Raw genomic sequence first — 19,125 nt, forward strand, 5'->3', positions numbered from 1 at the left:
TCGGGTTACTGGGCACGGTACTGATCGTACACCTCGATATGGGGCTCAAAGCCGCGTCCGGCCCGGCGGGCTGCCAGGGTTTCCGTGCGGATTTCTTCATCAATCCAGTGCACATACAGGCCTGTCGCGCTGTCTGTATACCGGTGATTGAAGCCCTCCGGCCACTGAATCCAGCGCCAGTAGCCGGTGCGATAAAACGGTTGCTTGAATCCCGGCACGAAGGAGGCGTGTTCAAAATGCAGCTCCTGCAAACGATGGGACAGCCGCATCTTCTCTTCGGTATTGGTGGAGGCATCATACTGCTCAACCAACGCATCTATTTCCGGGACCGCCACGGCCATCAGGTTGTTCGTCTGTGTTTTCAGCTTTCGCTCCGGATTGACACTGCCATCGGCTAAAAAGGCCTGGTCATAGGCGTTATCCGAGTGCAGGTACTCCCAGAAACGGGGATACTCTTCGAGGAAACTGCCGAATGCCGAGAAGCCGATTTCATGTTGTTTTTCCTGCACTTTCTTGAAGGCGGCGGTCTGGTCCAGCACTTCGATACGGAACTCCAGGCCGGCCTTGAGTGCTTCTTCCTTGAGAATCGTCAGGACGTCCTGTAAGGACTCATAGCCGGTTGTCACCGTGAAGGCCAGGCGCTGCCCCTGTTCATTAACCAGCACACCGTCGGGACCACGCCGGGTGAATCCTGCCCTGGCAAAATACTCCTGGGCTTTATTGATATCGAACGGCCGCGCCTTTACATCCGGGTTGGTATAACGACCATAGCCGTCGTTGGCGGTATTCAGGCGCTCATAATCGCCTCGGAAGAAATTCTGAATGACCAGATCAAAATTGGTGGCGTAGTTAATACCGATACGAACATCAAGGTTTTCCAGCAGCGGCCTGTCCGTATTGATCCACAGACCATAAGTGGGACGCGGCCACTGATTGTAGAAGACTGCCTTGTGAATGTATCCGTTCTGCACATCCGGGTCTGTGTCAGGCAGCTTTTCGTACCAGTACTCCGCCAGATTCAGGTTAAAGGTTTCTATGTCTCCCCGCTTGAAGGATTCAAACACCTTCGGCGTGTCACGAATTACAGACAGGTAGATGCGGTCCATGTTGTAGCGATTACGCCAGAATTTCTTGTCCTTGGCCCACCAGTTCTCATTTCTGCTCAGGGTGATGGATCGCCCCTTGTCCACATCCTCGTCATGGATCACGTAAGCACCGGTCGTGGGGACAAAGCGCCACTGGTACCGCTCGACGAAATCGTCCCCCAGCTCACTGTAGAAATGCCGCGGTGAGGGGGTGTGCTCAAGAGCGTAGGAAAGCAGATCCGGGCGCGGAACCGCCGTGGTGATTGAAATTGTATGGTCATCATACTTGGTGATGTTGTCGTAATTCACCGTGTAAAAATTGTTGTACCAGGGTGCGACGATATAGGACGACTGGTTGAAAAAGAACAGGAACAACATGTCGTCGGCTGTCACAGGCTCGCCGTCTGACCAGCGGGCATCTGGATCCATCTTGATATAGACCGTGTGATTCTCCTCATCGACAGCCCAGGCCGAGGCGACGCCGGGATAGAACTCATATTCCTCCGGGTGGCGATGAGCCAGGCTCATAGCGACGTCGTCGAGGATATAATTGCGGAAAGCACCATTTGAATCAGGCCCAACGTGACGAAGAGTCCGGGGAAAATCAGCGATGGCGCCGTAGTAAGTACCGCCCTTTTTTGCATTCGGCGAACCGATATCGGGCAGATCGCTGCCGTCCTCCCAGACCAGGCCCGCTGGAATGTCAGCCGGGGTCTTGAAGCGGAAAAAGTCTGAATTTGCCGCATAGTAGGCTTCCACCTCCGCATTGATATCCCTTGCGGGTTCACTCACGGTGGATGCGCTGTCTGTATCACTTGATTCGCCACAAGCCACCAGCAGCGCCATGGTTAGTAACGCAATCAATCGACTGACCAGCTGGTTCATAGGAATTACCTCTGTTTGATTAAATACCTGCATTTATTTGTAGACGGTGTACTTTTTGGGATCAAACGCCTCTCTGATCGCCTCACCGATAAAGGTCACAATGGTCAACAGTATAACAAGCGTGGTGAACGCTGAAGTAACAATCCAGGGAGCGGTCCGCAGATTAGCGGTACCCTGTTTTAGAAGCTCACCCAGGCTGGGCGTCGGAGGCGGCAGACCAAAACCAAGAAAATCCAGCGCCGTGATGGCGGTAATGGCAGACACGATAGTGAAAGGCATAAAGGTCACCAGGGTTGCCAGCACATTGGGAAGGATATGCCGGAAAATAATCCGGCTGTTGGACGCACCGATTACGCGGGAAGCAGCCACATAGTCCCGCACCTTCTCCTTATAAGTTTCCGTCCGCATGTAGTAAGTCATCGAAGTCCAGGAGAACAACACCATCACCACCAGCAGAATAGCAATCCGCACTGGAACACTGTAGGCCGCCGGTATCACGGAAAAAACAATAATCACCATGTAGAGAAACGGGATATTGCTCCAGATTTCGATCAGCCGCTGAAACAGCATATCGAACCAGCCTCCGAAAAAACCCATCGCACAGCCGATCGCGACCCCCAGCAGGTACACGCTGACCATAAAGCCGAGAGAAAATATCAGTGCCGTCCGGGTTCCAAAGAATAAGCGCGCCAGGATATCGCGGCTGGTACTGTCTGTACCCAGATAATGTTTGGCATCGATGTCCGGTGGTGCGGGACGAAAGATTCCTGAAGTCGCATCGTTCTCAAAGGGACTGTAAGGAATAAGAGGCATCAGCACCCAGTTGTCACCGCCCTGCGCCTCAAAGTAGCCCTGCAGGTCGCGGTAGTTCACTTCGTAATCATAGTCCAGACCGAAATCTGTGCCAGGGTGAAAAGCGCCGTAAGTAGGAAAATACAGCTCTCCCTCATACTTGACCGCGACGGCGCGGTTGTTGACCAGCAACTCGCCGAACAGGCACAGAACCAGAAACACTGCCAGTATGACAAAACTGTAATAGCCCCGCTTGATCTGCCTGAAGCGGCGCAGTTTTTTCAGTGTCTGTGGATTCAGCCTTAGATTCATCATGCTCTGTGATTAATTGAAGCGTACGCGGGGATCAACCAGCGCCACCAGGACATCGGAAATTATATTACCCACCAGTAACAGGACGCTGGCGAGCAGCACAACCCCCATGACCACCGGGTAGTCACGGTCCAGGATAGCTGTCAGGCCCAGCAGGCCGAAGCCATTGATATCAAAAATGCTTTCGATCAGGAAAGAACCTGATACCAGCAGAACAATATTCTGGCCAAATGTGGTGGCTATCGGAATCAGCGAGTTGCGCATGGCATGCTTCACAACAGCAGTCTTGAAAGAAACACCCTTCGATATCGCGGTGCGCATGTAATCAGACGCCAGGTTATCCATCAGGTGGTTTTTCAGCAACAGTGTCACCAGGGCAAAACTGCCGACCAGGTAACAGATCAGTGGCAGCACCGAGTGATTGACCAGATCCATAACCTTGCCCCACAGGCTGAGATCGTCGAAGCGGATGCTGGTAAACCCGCCCATGGGGAACCATTCCAGCCGCACCGAAAAGTAAAGCAGCAGCAACGACCCCAGCGCGTAGCCGGGAATCGCGTACCCGACAAAGATAAAAATAGAGGTGATATTATCCACCGCGGTACGGTGTCTGACCGCCTTGATCACGCCGAGGGGGATACACACCATGTAGGTAATAACCAGCGTGATCAGACCATAGTAGAGCGAAACCGGGAACCGGTCCCGGATGACATCCCACACCGGTTCGTTATAGCGATAGGACGAACCCAGATCGCCAGTCGCCACCTTGCCGACCCATTCCACATAGCTTTGCAGTACCGGCTTGTCAAACCCGTAGTACTCACGCAACTGATCCAACTGGCTTTCAGACAGCGCCATGTCCTGCCCCGCGCTGCGGGACGCACTCCCGGTCTGGGCGTTCAACTGTTGAGCTTCCATGATGGCCCGCTCAATGGGACCGCCGGGTACCAGCCTGGTGATGAGGAATACGATGACGGTGATACCGAGCAGGGTCGGGGGTATCAGTAACAGACGTCGGATGAAGTAATCACGCATGCAGGTTGCCAGGTCCCTTCAGTTAATAGCGGTAATCAATAGCGGTAATCGCTTACCTCAGCCGCACAAATGGCCCAACGTGGAATATTGCCATAATTCAACGCGTTGTGACATGGAAATCGGCCAGTTTATTCATCCGGCAGGCGTCATGAAGGAATCTGTCCGGGGCAAACTGGCGGACTGTCAACGCCGATTACCGGCCAGCTGTCACCACTGGTTACGCACCGGCCCGGAAGTGACTTTTCAGTGTGATCACCAGTACAATTCAGGTGCGATTCCGGTTCTCCTCGGCAGCCAGTTGCCTGTAGGTTGCAGACCGAACTCGGGTTTTTGCCGATCACTGCCAGAGGGGCAGTGACGACACCGCGGATTCAGGAGAATCCCGGAGACCCGTCGCAAACAGGGAGGTAGCATCCATGTGACTGGAACAACCCGCCAGGCTATTGTCAGGCCTTGCTTCATTGGTACTGGTTGTCAGCGCAGGGCGACCAGCGAAAAAGTAGCCCCAGGCTAAAGCTGGCTCACTTGCAATGCATCCCACACAGAAATTGCCCTGGCGGGATTGCTGTGTCGCACCAGGTAACGCACCGCCACTGTGGACGCCCTCAACTCACCGTCAACGACAGCCGGCCTCAGATGCAGCTCTTGAATAGGTGCGATCAGCCGTTGACTGAGGTCTTCTTGTCTGCTGTCAGAGTTCTCTCCGAAGCGAATCTCTGAGGCGGTTCCCCAGTTGGTCCTCAGGGTCCCGCCCAACCAGGCTTTTGTCGACTTGAAAGGATCCAGCAGCAGTTCGGCCTCGGCACTGAGATAACTGTCCCGCCGGCCCGGCAGACCTGGAGAATCAGGTAGAGTGGCGGCAAATATACCCGGAAAATACGCCGATCGTTCAATCAGTGTGAACGGACCGGTCCTGGCCATGTCGGCCGCCGCGAGGGCCGATTCCAGATCCAGGTACAGGGCTGGCCGCGGCAGAGTGACGGGTTGCGCGAACAGGGCATCCAGTTTTTGCCGGTCAATTCCCGCAGCCTGCAGACGCTTATACAACCTGGGGTATTCCTGCAGCGCTTCCCGCTTGTTAAACAGCAGCTGCCAGTCGGCGATACTGATATCGATCATCGCCAGTGCTTCGGCATTGTCAGGCTGCAGCTGTTGCACCTGATCCCGCACATCCCACAGCGCCCCAAGGCCCGCATTATAACGCTGGAGCAACGCTTTTTTGCGGTCGTCCACCCTGCCTGATTCCGGCATATGGCTACGAATTTTGAATCCAATCTGGTCGCCGAGCCTGATTCCCTGCGCCTCAAGATGATGCTTCTGTGCCAGTGAGTAGGCGACCCGGGCGCGGACTTCCAGGCTGTCCTGACGACTTGCCAGCTGGAAGGCCAGAGTGTTCAGGCGGGTGGCGTCCTTTAAGTGCTGCACCACACGCACTTCCTGATCATCGAACACGCCCCGCAGGTGCGTATCGCTCGCCCACATGAGATGTTCCACCTGCTCTTCCACGCTGCCCTGAAAACGTTCCGCATACAGCCACTGCAGGTGCTCAAGCTGTTCGGTTGCAGCCTGCCAGGCGCCCCGCCGGATATCATTTTCTATCGTTTGTTCTATTATTGAATATTGTGATGCCGCGAAGAGACCGTCGCGAATACGTACCACTTGTGCCGCATGACTCAGTGACTCCCGGGCATCATCGAACCGGTTTGCAAGGACCTGGGTGCGAGCCAGTTCCAGCAGGGGCTCAAGAAGCTTATGGTTTGCGTAGTCCCGGTGGCTTTCCAGCGTCGCCACCAGAGACTGCTGATTCTGGATCTGTTGTTCCAGACTTTCGAAATCGTTCCCGAGTGCAAGCGGCACCCAGCTGCCGACCGGGAGGCCTGCCAGAATTACCAGAACCGTGCGGCGGGAAATCCGCTTAAGCGTATGTATAAAAATCATTGCAAACTGCCTCCAGATTATTGGGGACAGACCACGTTTATTTTTAACGACGAAATAAACGTGGTCTGTCCCCTATACCTAAAAACCGACTCGTGCCGCTGTGGTTTTTATAATTCAGGCAGCAATTACACTGATTCTTTTAGTTGTGATTGATGTGACTTTAAAATGTCGAGATTCGGTTCACCTTTGTAAACGTCTCGTCCCCGCAAGAGAAATAGCAATAGCTGTGCCAGTTTTAGCGATGTGTCGGCTGTTGCCCCTGAAAAAGGAATATTTCTCCCCCTGACGCGGGTTTCATGCCCCTAATTACTGACAGCTTACTGTCATATTGACCCAAGAGAGTTGCCCGGAATATTTGGCAACGAGTGTCCGAGTGATCCATACCGGATCACGATGCACCAAAGGAGGAATTCCACTGCCTCTGCCACCAGGGCCGCAAAGTTGTGTATAGTTCGCCTCATTCATAATCGTGCTGGTCCGGATAATTCATGCTTGCAGCCTCCAACAGAATCGTCGCAACACTGCTGTTCAGTCTTCTGATCACTTCCTGCCGGTCATTGGACCCCGTGCCACTGCCGCCAGAGTTCACCTCGACCGCGCCGGACTCCGTCCTCTGGCAGGAACTGCGCACCCTTCGGCCGGGCGATTGGCAGGTTCCCCTCAACACCGGCGCAGAAGCGCTGGACTGGCGCCTGCGCGCCATCGACACGGCCGCCGACAGTATCGATCTGCAGACGTTTCTCTGGACGTTCGACACGGTCGGTGCACTGGTTCTCGACCACCTCCTGGACGCTGCCGAACGAGGCGTCACGGTGAAACTGCTTATCGACGACTCGTTCCTGGCTGGCGAGGAAGGCATGCTGCTGGCGCTGGCCCGGCATCCGAATATCGAGTACCGGGTCTACAATCCGTTCACGAGAAGAAGCAGCAATGTCGTAACACGGCAGATACTCAACCTGGCTGAATTCCACCGGCTCGATCACCGTATGCACAACAAATCCATGATCATCGATAACCGGATCGCCATCGTCGGCGGACGCAATCTGGCAGACGAATACTTTGGCCTCAATGACACGGCGAACTTTCGCGACATGGAACTTATCGTCGGCGGCCCCATCGTCGATCAAGTTTCCACGGCTTTTGATACCTACTGGAATGACCAGTGGTCTGTACCCATCGAATCGATGACTCACATTGAACCAGCAGAAGCAGACATGGAATTGGCGCGGCAAGTGAGAAACAGTACTTTGCACCTGCATACCGAGGAGAGCGAGGCCGAGCGCCACACCCATTGGCGAAGGCTGGTGAGCAGCGCCTACACGGGCCTGGTAGAACTGGACGTGGACGAACCGCCCACAGTCAACCCGGCAGATCCAGGAAGCGCTCCGGTACAGGTCAGGAACGGCCTGGTTTCACTGATGGACGCTGCCACCGACGACATACTGATCATTTCCGCCTACCTGATCCCCACACCAATCCTGGAAGGCGCCATCGAGAGAGCGGCGGCACGGGGTGTCACCGTGCGGATTCTCACCAATTCGATCGGCTCCAACAACCACCTGACCGCCCACAGTGCCTATCGCAACCACATCAGTACCCTGATGAGCCACGGCGCCCAGCTTCATGAAGTTCGCGTCGACGCTGAACAGCGGGATCTTTATATTATTCCCCCGGTCGAAACCAAGTCGCTGGCACTGCATGCCAAGGTGCTGATCATCGACAGTGACAGGGTGTTTATCGGCAGCGCCAACCTCGACCCCCGCTCCCTGCGTCTGAATACCGAGATGGGTCTGCTGGTAACCAGCCAGCCCCTGAACCAGGCACTCCGCCGCCAGGTGGAGCCTGATTTCTCCACAGCCAACGCCTGGCGACTGGAATTCGCCGAGGACGGCGACGTAATCTGGATTTCCGATGATCTGGTGCTGGAGGCTCAGCCCGCATTGTCACCCCTGCAGCGCATCGAAGACTGGCTCTTTGCGCACCTGCCACTTGAGAATGAAATGTAAACACCCGCTGCCCTGCCCCGGGGTGACTTCTTTCCCTTGCGCCCGCTACCCCCTTACATAACGATTGAACCAGTCTATAGTGAGCGTCCATGCTTCGGTCGCCGCCGCCTCGTTGTAACGCTCCGGCGTGGCGTCGTTGAAGAAACCGTGCAGGGCGTCGGGATAGATGTGCCCCTCATGGGTGACATTGTTGGCCCGCAGCGCCGCTTCATAAGCCGGCCAGGCATCCACCAGCCGCGTATCCAGCGCGCCGTGCTGCACGAGAACGGCAGCTTTAATGCTGGGCACATCGGCCGCAGCCACCGCGCCACCGTAGAACGGTACTGCGGCGGCCAGGTCGTCACCCAGTCGCACCGCCAGCTGATTGGAGATGCCACCGCCGTAACAGAAGCCGGTGACACCGATCCTGCCGGTGCAGTCGGCGCGGTTTTTCAGCCACAGGGCGCAGGCCACGATGTCTTCAAACTTCTGCTCGTTGGGAATTTCCCGGAACAGCTGGCCACCCTGAAAATCATCACCAGGGTAGCCGCCCAGGGGAGAAAGCACGTCGGGCGCAAACGCCATGAAGTTGGCCAGGGCAAAGCGACGGGCGACGTCTTCGGTGTGGGGATTCAGGCCGCGGTTTTCATGCACGACGACAATGCCCGGCAGCCGGGCCGGCGATTCGCTGCGGCTGTCGGCACTGAAGGGCCGCACCAGATAACCGCGGATATAACCGCTGCCCTGGGGTGACGGTACCGTCACGTAGTCGGCGCGGATGCGCTCGTCATCCCGCGCTATCTGCTGCCCCATCGCGTAGTTCGGCATCAACGCCTCCACGATGGCGCCGGCAGTAAGGCCCGCCACGGCGAACTTCTGCACGCCCCGAAGAAATTCGCGGCGACTGATTTCGTCATGAATGTAGCGGTTGTATATTTCGATGGCTTCGGCAGGAAGCGTGCGGCGCTCTTTCAACGACCCTGGAGTTGAGGCGATTCCCTTTTCTGGCTGTTTCTTCGATGACATGGTGTTTCCCCTGTATTCTTCTGTTTAGTTCTGTTCTGGGCTGGTTTGAAACAATAGCATCCCGCGCACCGGGCAGGAAGCGCGGGCTACGAAATTTCGCCACCCCGGAATCGGGTGACTAATCGATTATTCGCGCCGATGAGGTGTTGACAGGCATGGATCGGTCGGGCTGCCAGGGCAGCCACAGACTATCCCCGGACCGACACACGCATTAAAACCCCGACCAGGCCGTTTCAGCCACCCTCTCGCCCATCCGCCAGTAAATGCCTCAAAGGACTGATAACCCCTCTTCCACCCCGACGCAACACATGAGTATAAAGCTCGGTAGTCTTCATATCACTGTGCCCCAGCTGCTCCTGCACGGTGCGGATGTCGGTGCCATTTTCCAGCCGATGAGTCGCAAAAGAGTGCCGCAGGGTATGACAGGTGACATCCGTCTCAATGCCCGCTGTAGCCGCGGCCCGCTTGCGTATCTAGTTGATGGACGACTCATCCACATGGTGGCGCCGCAAATTTATGGCACCCGGTTCAAGACTCAGGCGGGTTGATGGGAAGAGGATGGGAAGAGATAGTGCCTGCCGAGCTGGCGATTGGCGGCGGGATACTTCGGACCCAGCGCATGGGGTAACCAGACACCGGTATAGCCTTCGCTGTCCAGGTCCTGCTCATCCAGGAGCGCGCGGTTCTCCACTTGTCGTTTCAGCGCCGGCAAGAGTTCCGGCGCCAGAGTCGTGATACGGTGTTTATTGCCCATTCCGACCCAGATCCGCAATTGCAGATGATCGAAATCCACATCCTTGACGCGCAACCGAACCGCCTCAATACGCCGCAGCCCGGAACCATAGAGCAAGGACGCCAGCAGCCACTGGCTGCCACGTAACCTCTCCAACAGCCGGCGGACCTCCTCCCGGGTCAACACCACTGGCAGTTCTCGCTGCTGCACAGACCTGTTAAGTTCGCCAAGACTACCCAGGGGCAGCGCTAGGGAAAGGAATGTCAAAAATGACATCACCTCCTCGGCCCCCATCTCCGCAGGATGGCGTTTACCGTGGAAACGGATGTAGTACCGCACCCAGTAGAGATAGGAATCAATCGTACGCTTGCTATAGCGCCGCGTGATCAATTGTTCAAGCAGCGCCTGCATGAAGGGCGAGGGAGACATAGCCTGGCATCCATTGCGAGCATTTTCTACTTGAAAAAGAATAGACCAGAAATCCAAAGCTGCCAGTTATAAGGCCAGAAGCTCTTTAAACGCTAGCCCGTAAAATTCCGCCCCTGAACATAGCGATAAATCAGTCAGTTATGATATGAGCCCAGATCAGAATAGAAATTAAAGAGCCACCTCACTAATATGTTAAAAAGGCCGCTGTCATGCCCTTTGCTTGCGCAAAGATCACGCCAGCGGGCTTTGTCCATTGAGCAAGGGCGTTACGCGCCTCGTGACTACCGCACCCAAAAATAATTTGCATGGCTACCGTGTATCCGTTAATCTCTACAAATGATCAAGTCATTTGGCGATCGAATCACGGAAGACCTCTACAATGGCATTTCTAGTGCCAAGGTAAGGCGATTGCCTCCAGAGGTGAGGGAATTCGCGCTCTACAAACTGGATACGCTTAATGCCGTAGTTGCATTAAAAGAACTACGCTCCCCACCTGGCAACCGACTTGAAGCACTGAAAGGTGATCTCGCTGGTTTTTATAGCATTCGAATTAATAAGCAATGGCGAATAGTCTTTAGGTGGCAAGGTTCAGAAGCTTTTGATGTACAAATAATCGACTACCAATAGTCCAATAGGTTATAGATTTCATGATTCCAACAAATCGAGCAAGCACCCACCCTGGGGTGATACTTCTTAAAGAATTTTTGGAGCCACTTGGGCAATCTCAAACGGCACTTGCCGAACACTTGGGAGTGCCCGTGCAAAGAATTAACGAAATTGTCCGGGGCAAACGAGGCGTAACGCCTGAAACCGCTTGGCTTCTAAGTGAGGCCCTAAAAACTTCACCAGAATTTTGGCTAAATTTGCAGGCCACTTATGATTTATCTGTTAATCGCCCTGATTTTCACATAGAGCCGCTGGCAAGGGTAAGCGCATAACAATCAACTACGTGGCTTCGGCGCCGGACGCGGTAAGCCTCGCCGGTTTTTGAAGTGCTATGTAACTCGAACGTCATAAGGGTACCCCGTTGAGCAGGATTCAGATGTTCGAGCCGAGAACTGAGCGTCTTCAACTTCGACGGTGGAAAGCCAGCGATCGTGGTGCTTTTGCCGCCATGTCTGCAGATCCTCAGGTCATGAAGTATTTCCCGAACACGTTAAGCGGATCTGAAAGCGATGCTCTTGCAGAAAAGTGCGAGGCGCTGCTTGCGGAAAGAGGCTGGGGAGTCTGGGCTGTTGAGTTGTTGGGAGCTCAAGAATTCATCGGCATTGTCGGTCTCAATATTCCAGGTGCGGATCTGCCTTGCTCACCCTGCGTCGAGGTACTTTGGCGGCTTGCCAGGCCATTCTGGGGGCAGGGATATGCTACGGAAGGCGCTATAGCGGCCCTCAAGGTCGGGTTTGAAGAGCTTGAATTGCAGGAAATCGTGTCATTCGCGGTTGTGAGCAATCAGCAATCCCGCGCGGTAATGGAGCGGCTGAATATGATCAATTCAGGTGAGACTTTCCTGCATCCAGGCGTATCGGAACCCCGTCATTTAAGGGAGCATTGCCTGTATAGAATGCCGCGCGAAAGGTGGTGCGCACTATCGCCAAACCAACAGAAACAGACAATGGGATAATGCGTGTGTAAAAATTAGATGCAGGCAACACTTCCGGAACAACGATACCCGTCGCGATGGAAATGCCGGGAAGTATCCTTAATACCTACTACCGGTATCGCTCAATTGTGTGGTTGGCAGATTGCCAGTGATCTTCAGCCCAGGGTACAGAACCCGACAAGCGGCCTGGGCCTGACTTCGAACAGCATGTCACATTTGCAGTATCACCGGTACGCCAGACAGATACCCGGACACCCGGGTCTGCAATACAACTCGCGGATCTACGGTCTCGAATGAACACCATCGGAACCAGTGAACCACCCAAGAGAAAACCACCATGAAATTCGACTTCCCGTTACAGACCACTGCCGCCCTGACGCTGGCTCTCCTGGTCAGCGGCTGCACAACTATCAATCCCTACACGGGTCAACAGCAAACCAGCCGCACCGTTCAATACGGCGCCGCCGGGGCCGTGGTCTGCGGGCTTATCGGGGCTGCCGAGAGTGGCCAGCGGGCCCGTAATGCAGCACTCGGTTGCGGGGCCATCGGCGCCGGTGTCGGTGCCTATATGGACGCCCAGGAACGGGAAATGCGTGAACAATTGGCTGGCTCCGGCGTTCAGGTTGTGCGTGAGGGCGACCAGTTGGAACTGGTGATGCCGGGCAACGTGACTTTCCCCACCAATGAGTACACTATCAGAGAATCTTTTTTTCCAGTACTGGACTCTGTTTCGGAAGTTCTGTTCAAGTATACCGACACCCGGATCCGCGTAACCGGCCATACGGATTCTACCGGGTCGGCTGATTACAACTATGGCCTGTCCGACCGTCGGGCCCAGAGCGTAGGCAATTACCTGGCTGCCAGGGGAATCGATCAGAACCGTGTCATTACCCAGGGAGTAGGCCCTGACCAGCCTGTTGCCAGCAATGACACCGACGCCGGTCGGGCACAGAATCGACGGGTGGAACTGGAAATTGTAGCCGTACAGCCCTAGGGACACTTCAAGCTGGGCCGGCGGGCTCGCCTTAAGATGCCATTGCCTCGAAAAACGAGCCGGGTGTCCCGCACGGCTGGGGCACTCTAGCCCCTGGCTCAATACAGATGGCAGGCAACCTGGCGATCCACCTCTTTCAGCGGCAGCAGCTGTGGTGTTTCCCGCCGACATATCTCCATGACTTTGGGGCAGCGATTGGCAAACCGACACCCTGCCGGAACATTGACCGGGCTGGGGATTTCGCCACTGATAGCGGTGGACTGACGTTGACGCTCGATCCGGGGGTCCGGTTCCGGATTGGAACTGACCAGTATTTCCGTATACGGATGTCTGGGCTGAAAGTAGACCTGATCTGCCGGACCCAGTTCCACCATGGAGCCCAGGTACATCACAGCCATACGATCGCTCACGTACCTGACCATGGATAAATCATGAGCGATAAACAGCAGCGTCAATCCCATGCGGTTTTTCAACTCACTCAGCAGATTGATGACCTGGGCCTGGACTGAAACATCCAGGGCTGAGATCGGTTCGTCGCACACCACGAATTCCGGTTCAAGAATCATGGCCCGGGCAATGCCAATTCGCTGACGCTGTCCGCCGGAAAATTCGTGCGGATAGCGGGACATGTGATCGGCATTCAGGCCTACCTGCTCCAGCCACTGGGCAACCCGTTCGCGGATTATCGTGCTGGTCTCCCGACTGTGCACGCGCAGTCCCTCGCCAATAATCTCCCCCACCGTCATCCGCGGATTGAGCGATGAATAAGGATCCTGAAAGATCATCTGCATCTTTGCGGCCAGGCGCTGAAAATCCCGCGGCTGGTATTTCTGCGGCAGCACCTCCCCCCTGTAAGTAACGGACCCACCAGTCTTGTCATACAGACCAAGCAGGGTCTTGCCGAACGTAGACTTGCCTGACCCGCTCTCACCCACCAGGCCCACGACCTCCCGTTCAGCGATAGCCAATGACAGATCATCAACCGCATGCACAACCTGATTGCGACCAATTTTAAAATGCTTGGTCAAGTTGCCGGTTTCCACCAGTACCGTCATCTCCCGCTCTCCCTGAAGAACAGGCCCGCCGGTCTTTCCGGCGCCTCCGAGTGATGCAGCCAGCAGCGGCTGAAGTGCTCGCCCAGCAAGAAAAAATCATCCGGCGGTCGCTGCTGGCACACCTGCATGGCATGAGGGCAACGGACCGCATAACCGCAGCCGGACGGCGGTGAAAAAAGATCCGGCGGTGATCCCTCGATAGGCTCCAGCCGATGCTGCCTGGCGGGGTCATTGTTAGGCATGGCTGCCCTCAGCCCCACGGTGTAGGGGTGAGCTGAACGGTAGAACACGTCGTCGACACTACCGTGTTCGACAATCCGACCGGCATACATAACCGCCACCTCGTCAGCCATGCGCGCCACCACACCCAGATCATGGGTAATCAGAATAATCGCCATGCCGGTTTCCTGCTGCAGGTCCTGCAACAGGTCTAATATCTGAGCCTGAATTGTGACGTCCAGTGCCGTGGTGGGCTCATCGGCAATCAGGATTGCCGGTTTGCAGGCGATCGCCATGGCGATCATGGCCCTTTGCAACATGCCGCCGGAGAATTCAAACGGGTACTGACGGGCGCGCCTGGCAGCTTCTGGAATTCTGGTCAGCTCCAGCAGCTCGATGGCCCGGCTGAAAGCCTGTCGGTAACTGAACCCCCGGTGTACCCGCAGAGGCTCAGCAATCTGGTCGCCGATAGTCATGGTGGGGTTCAGCGAGGTCATGGGATCCTGAAAAATCATACCAATCTGGGAACCGCGGATTTCCCGGCCTTCCACGATGGTGGCACCCAGAATTTCTGCGCCTCTGAGGCGCGCCGAGCCGGCAGTGATACGGCCGGGCGGTATTGGCGTCAGTCCCATCATGCTCTGGACAGTGACCGATTTGCCGCATCCGGATTCCCCGACGAGGGCGAGCGTCTCGCCAGCACCGACATTGAAGCTGACACCGCGAACCGCCTGAACGGTCCCGCCGTAGGTATCAAACTCGACAGTCAGATCTTCCACTTCCAGCAGAATCGGCTGGGCCGGCGCTGCTTCACCATTACCGCTCATTCCTGGTTCCTCATCCGCGCATCCAGCGCGTCGCGCAGACCGTCTCCCAGCAGATTAAAAGCCAGCACCGTAACACTGATAAACAGCGCGGGAAGAATCAGTTCATGGGGATGAGTCAACATGGTCTTGATACCCTCGTTGGACATGCTCCCCCAGGAGGGGGTCGGCGGTGCGACCCCCATGCCGATAAATGACAGAAACGCCTCCGTGAAAATAGCACTGGGAATGGCAAACGTCAGCGTGACCAGCACGACACCCAGCGTATTGGGGATCATGTGCCGCAGGACCAGGTAGAAAGTGCCTGCGCCCAGCAGCCTGGAGGCAGCAATATAGCCCTGTTCGCGGATCTGCAGGATCTGCCCGCGTACCAGCCGCGCTGTAGCGGGCCACATGAGCAAGACCAGGGCAACCAGCATGGGAAACACCCCGCTCTCCCCTGGCCCGATCCCGAAAGCAATTTTGAAGAGAATCATAAACAGCAGAAACGGTAACGCCACGACAAAATCGGCGAACCGCATCATGGCCGAATCGACACGACCACCCAGAAACCCGGCCATACTCCCATAAGCCATACCGAACAGGACAAAAAGTAGTGGGGCACCGATACCGATAAAGAGTGACACGCGGGCCCCGGCCATCAACCTGGCCAGCATATCCCGGCCCAGGTAGTCGGTACCCAGCGGATGCAGATCCAGCAGCACCTGATCGCCAACACCGACAGCGCTGGCGGCATCAATCAGCCCCCGCTGTACGGCTTCTTCCCGGGTTGTGACGCGCAGCAACTGAACCTCGATGGTTTCGAAGGCATCGGCAACCTGCCCCAGTGGATCCATGGCCACTACCGAGTAGTAGTAGCGGCCCGGGCGCAGATCCAGCCGGTCTTCGAAGTACAGCGTCTCGTTGTCGTAGAACTCGGCCAGTGGAACCCCGAATGCCAGCTCCGGTCCGACCGGAAACAGGTTCCGGTAAACCCGGTGGCCGGTGGCCCCCGGCAGCCCGTCCCAGACCAGTCTCACCACCTGCGTGGTGGCTGGCTGGGCAAGATGCAGACCGCTGACATCAGTGCGCTCAGTCTCTCCGTACCAGGGCTGATAGTCATCAACTATGATCGCCCGGCGGTCGGTGCCAGGTGGCTGACTGATCTGATCCAGATCCTGCACACTCGGATCGACCTGCCATAGCCAGGGACCTGCCACCGTAAACAACAACAGGGCCACGACAATATACAGCGAGGTCAGCGCCCGGCGATTGGCCTTCAGGCGTATCCAGGCATCCTGCCAGTAGGAAAGTGAGGGTCGGCTGATACCGTGCCTGGCGCCAGTGGATGCCAGCGGGAAAAAATCGGCTGCGGTCAGGTCTGTCATTATTGCAACCTCACCCGCGGGTCGATGAGCCCGTACAGCACGTCGACAACGATCACCATGAACACCAGGAACGCACCGTAAAAAACCGTTGTGCCCATAATGACGGTATAGTCCAGCTGCTGGACTGCCTCGACAAAAAATCGCCCCAGGCCGGGAATCGCAAAGACCAGCTCCACCACGAAGCCGCCCGTGGTGATCGCCGCAATCGCCGGCCCCAGCACCGTGACTACCGGCAGGATGGCGTTGCGCAGCTGGTGGCGGCTGAATATCCGGGTGGCCGGCAGGCCCTTGGCCTTGGCGGTGCGCACATAGTCGGAACTGATCACTTCCAGCATGGAGGAGCGCATCAGCCGTGTCAGGTAGGCCATGGTGCCCAGCCCCAGCACCAGGGCAGGAACCAGCATGTGCGCGACACTGCCCCAGCCCGCTACCGGCAACAGAGTCCTGCCGAACAGGCTGTTAAGATTGACCAGCGCCAGCTGACTCAGCGCCGCGATAACGAAGCTGGGTACTGAAATACCCAGGATAACCAGAAACATGATCACATAGTCCGGCCAGCGGTTCCGGTACAGCGATGTCAGTGCGCCCCAGAGCACACCACCGACCGCCGCGAACACCACCGCCAGTATCCCCAGTATCGCGGAGATGGGGAAATGCTGACGAATGATGTCATTTACCTCGCGATTCTCCTGAGTAAAGGAAATGCCGAAGTCCCCCCGCAGCAGATTACCCAGATAAATGGTGTATTGCTTCGTCAAAGGCTGATCGAGGCCATACTTGGCCTCCAGGTTGGCGCGAATGGATTCCGTTACTGCCCGATCGTTCAACAAGGGGTCGCCAGGCACATTGTGCATGGCGAAGAACGTCGCCGTGGCGATAAACCACACCGTAATGACGCCCTGGGCGAGTCGCTTGAGGATATACAACCACATGAACCGGGATACTCTCTATGAATCCATCAGGAAGCGCTTGAGTAATGCCGCCATACGCTGACCGCCACCAGGGTTTCCCGGGCGTCCGTAACGGCAATCGCTACTCTTAGTCCACGTCAATATAGGCATAGTTGTAGTCAACCTCCGGGCCGATTGATCGACGCTTGAAGCCTTTCAGGCGCGGATCCACGACAAAGGACCATCCCCGCTCATACATGGGAATAATGACGGCATCGTCATAGAGCAGTTGTTGAATTGCGCCGAACGCATCCATTCGCGCCCTGGCATCGAGGGACGACTGTGCCGTCCGGATCAGGTCATCCATCCTTGGATTGTTATAGCGCCCCCTGTTGTTCAGATTCCAGGAGGCGAACAGGTCACCGAAAGTGAGCGCGTCATCGTAGTCCGGCCCCCAGCCCGCCAGTACCAGATCGAAATCACCGGAGGTCATCTTCGCCAGCCGTTGTTTGAAAATCTGGGCGTCAATCAGAATGTCCAGCCCCAGGTGCTTCTTATACAGAGCCTGGTAGTACTCGGCGGCCACCAGCGCAACCGGCGTATCACCGGTCAACAGCACCAATGGCGGAAACTCTTCGATACCCAGCTCCTGCCTTGCCATCTCCAGGTGCCGGCGGGCAGCCGCCAGATCCATTCGGTGCTCGGGTGGTGGGTATTCTTTACGGAACGGCCCGTTTACGCCGCGGATAAATTCCGGGAACAGGCTCGGTGCGGGCAGGTAACTGGCCTCCTTGAGTGCCTTGTAAACCAGCTCCGACGGATCCTGGGCGAGTTGCAGGGCCTTGCGCAGATGAACATTGTCGGTAAGCCGCCCTTGCCGGTGGTTGAATTCAAGAAAAAAGACCGTGCCCTCCATGAACAGCTGAATCTGCCAGCGCTGTTCCATGGCACTGGGCAGCATCGGCGCCACCAGGTGTGTATCGACTATCTGACCATCCCTGAACAGATTCAGCTTGGCGTTGACGTCCTGGGTGATATAGCCCACGTTAATGGCATCCAGGTGGCCCTTCTGGTCGCTCCAGTAGTAGGGATTTTTCTCCCAGCGCATGGAGGCATTATGCACCCATTCGGTGACGACGTACGGCCCGTTGTACAACAGCATGTCAGCATCTGCACCGAAGCGCCCGTTGGTGCTGTTGAAGAAATCCTCCCGGATCGGGTAGTAAGTATTGAACGCCGCCAGCTTTTCGAAATAGGGCGTGGGTTGCTCAAACTCGACTTCGAGGGTGAAGTCATCCACTGCTTCTACACCAAGGAAGGACACCGGCAGCTCACCGTTATTGATCGCTTCGGCATTCTTGACCGGATAAAGAATGAAGGCATACTCGGCGCCGGTTGCAGGGTCGACTACCCGTCGCCAGGAAAAAACAAAATCGTGGGCGGTGACCGGTTTTCCATCGCTCCAGCGGGCATTTTCCCGAAGCCAGAAGGTGGCGCCGTCCTCCCGGATTTCCCAGCGCTCGGCCACACCCGGTACCAGCTGGCTGGTATCATCGTAGGCGATCAGCCCTTCCATAGTATGGGCAATCACCACGAAGCTGGCGGCGTCGGTAGCCCGGCTGCTGTCAAGTTGCGGTGGTTCTTCCCGCAGGGCAATCGTTATACTGTTGTTCTCAACATCGACAGCCGAACCGCTGACCGAGCTGCCCGTCGCTCCCGAAATCAGCGACAGCAGGTAGATAAGAGCGAATAAGCCCAGGGCCGCGTAGACAGCATAGAGCGCCAGTTGTCTGCCGGCACTGCGGGTAAAATTTTGCCCGGCTGGCTGAATTTCCGGTCTTCCGGTCATGACCACCCTGAAATAAGTAAGGACAGAATGTGCTGGAGCATACCGCAGCCAACAGGCAGAGTCGATACGAAGCGAGACCGCCGTTCGACTGAATCGACGATACGAAT

General features: G+C 56.3%; 15 protein-coding genes and 1 pseudogene. 5 read left to right on the forward strand and 11 right to left on the reverse strand.

All coding sequences use genetic code 11. The annotated features are described in order from the left end of the window. Positions 1-5 precede the first annotated feature (5 nt). The 4 genes from R3F50_00465 to R3F50_00480 all read right to left on the reverse strand — a co-directional run bounded on the left by R3F50_00465 (position 6) and on the right by R3F50_00480 (position 6,047). Positions 6-1,970 carry an extracellular solute-binding protein gene (locus R3F50_00465; GenBank protein ID MEZ5488778.1) on the reverse strand — a complete coding sequence of 655 codons (1,965 nt, stop codon included), beginning with the start codon at positions 1,968-1,970 and terminating at the stop codon, positions 6-8. Between the two features lie 33 nt (positions 1,971-2,003). Next, positions 2,004-3,077, reverse strand: a complete 1,074-nt coding sequence (locus R3F50_00470) for an ABC transporter permease subunit (protein MEZ5488779.1) — start codon at positions 3,075-3,077, stop codon at positions 2,004-2,006. Positions 3,078-3,086: 9 nt separating this feature from the next. Then, positions 3,087-4,109, reverse strand: coding sequence for an ABC transporter permease (locus R3F50_00475; GenBank protein ID MEZ5488780.1), 1,023 nt, complete (start codon positions 4,107-4,109; stop codon positions 3,087-3,089). Positions 4,110-4,619: 510 nt separating this feature from the next. Further along, the gene (locus R3F50_00480; GenBank protein MEZ5488781.1) at positions 4,620-6,047 is read right to left on the reverse strand and encodes a hypothetical protein; all 1,428 of its coding nucleotides are present in this window, start codon (positions 6,045-6,047) and stop codon (positions 4,620-4,622) included. A 488-nt stretch (positions 6,048-6,535) separates the two neighbouring features. On the opposite strand from R3F50_00480, the gene R3F50_00485 reads away from it, so the two are divergent. Continuing rightward, positions 6,536-8,053, forward strand: coding sequence for a phospholipase D family protein (locus R3F50_00485; protein MEZ5488782.1), 1,518 nt, complete (start codon positions 6,536-6,538; stop codon positions 8,051-8,053). A gap of 45 nt (positions 8,054-8,098) precedes the next feature. Here R3F50_00485 and R3F50_00490 read toward each other — a convergent pair whose 3' ends face one another. Further along, a complete protein-coding gene (locus R3F50_00490; protein MEZ5488783.1) occupies positions 8,099-9,058 on the reverse strand; it encodes a dienelactone hydrolase family protein in 960 nt (319 codons plus the stop codon). A 233-nt stretch (positions 9,059-9,291) separates the two neighbouring features. Further along, positions 9,292-10,220, reverse strand: a pseudogene (locus R3F50_00495) (integron integrase). A 336-nt stretch (positions 10,221-10,556) separates the two neighbouring features. Here R3F50_00495 and R3F50_00500 point away from each other — a divergent pair. From R3F50_00500 to R3F50_00515, 4 genes are all read left to right on the forward strand, one after another. Next, the gene (locus R3F50_00500; protein MEZ5488784.1) at positions 10,557-10,847 is read left to right on the forward strand and encodes a type II toxin-antitoxin system RelE/ParE family toxin; all 291 of its coding nucleotides are present in this window, start codon (positions 10,557-10,559) and stop codon (positions 10,845-10,847) included. A gap of 20 nt (positions 10,848-10,867) precedes the next feature. Beyond that, a complete protein-coding gene (locus R3F50_00505) occupies positions 10,868-11,158 on the forward strand; it encodes a HigA family addiction module antitoxin (GenBank protein ID MEZ5488785.1) in 291 nt (96 codons plus the stop codon). A gap of 104 nt (positions 11,159-11,262) precedes the next feature. Next, on the forward strand, positions 11,263-11,841 hold the full coding sequence (locus R3F50_00510; GenBank protein MEZ5488786.1) for a GNAT family N-acetyltransferase: 579 nt from the start codon (positions 11,263-11,265) through the stop codon (positions 11,839-11,841). A gap of 316 nt (positions 11,842-12,157) precedes the next feature. After that, complete coding sequence (locus tag R3F50_00515) at positions 12,158-12,814, forward strand: OmpA family protein (protein ID MEZ5488787.1); 657 nt, start codon at positions 12,158-12,160, stop codon at positions 12,812-12,814. A 98-nt stretch (positions 12,815-12,912) separates the two neighbouring features. On the opposite strand, the gene R3F50_00520 is transcribed toward R3F50_00515, so the two are convergent. The 5 genes from R3F50_00520 to R3F50_00540 all read right to left on the reverse strand — a co-directional run bounded on the left by R3F50_00520 (position 12,913) and on the right by R3F50_00540 (position 19,018). Beyond that, positions 12,913-13,869: an ABC transporter ATP-binding protein gene (locus R3F50_00520; GenBank protein MEZ5488788.1), complete on the reverse strand. Its 957-nt coding sequence runs from the start codon at positions 13,867-13,869 to the stop codon at positions 12,913-12,915. Continuing rightward, the gene (locus tag R3F50_00525; protein MEZ5488789.1) at positions 13,866-14,915 is read right to left on the reverse strand and encodes an ABC transporter ATP-binding protein; all 1,050 of its coding nucleotides are present in this window, start codon (positions 14,913-14,915) and stop codon (positions 13,866-13,868) included. Before R3F50_00525 ends, R3F50_00520 begins: the two co-directional genes overlap by 4 nt. Further along, the gene (locus tag R3F50_00530; GenBank protein MEZ5488790.1) at positions 14,912-16,279 is read right to left on the reverse strand and encodes an ABC transporter permease; all 1,368 of its coding nucleotides are present in this window, start codon (positions 16,277-16,279) and stop codon (positions 14,912-14,914) included. Before R3F50_00530 ends, R3F50_00525 begins: the two co-directional genes overlap by 4 nt. After that, positions 16,279-17,211: an ABC transporter permease gene (locus tag R3F50_00535; protein ID MEZ5488791.1), complete on the reverse strand. Its 933-nt coding sequence runs from the start codon at positions 17,209-17,211 to the stop codon at positions 16,279-16,281. Before R3F50_00535 ends, R3F50_00530 begins: the two co-directional genes overlap by 1 nt. Before the next feature lie 106 nt (positions 17,212-17,317). Next, positions 17,318-19,018 (reverse strand): peptide ABC transporter substrate-binding protein, encoded by a 1,701-nt coding sequence (locus R3F50_00540; GenBank protein MEZ5488792.1) that lies wholly within the window; start codon positions 19,016-19,018, stop codon positions 17,318-17,320. Positions 19,019-19,125 lie beyond the last annotated feature (107 nt).

This window comes from Gammaproteobacteria bacterium (assembly GCA_041395725.1).
Taxonomy (GTDB): domain Bacteria; phylum Pseudomonadota; class Gammaproteobacteria; order Pseudomonadales; family Pseudohongiellaceae; genus NORP240.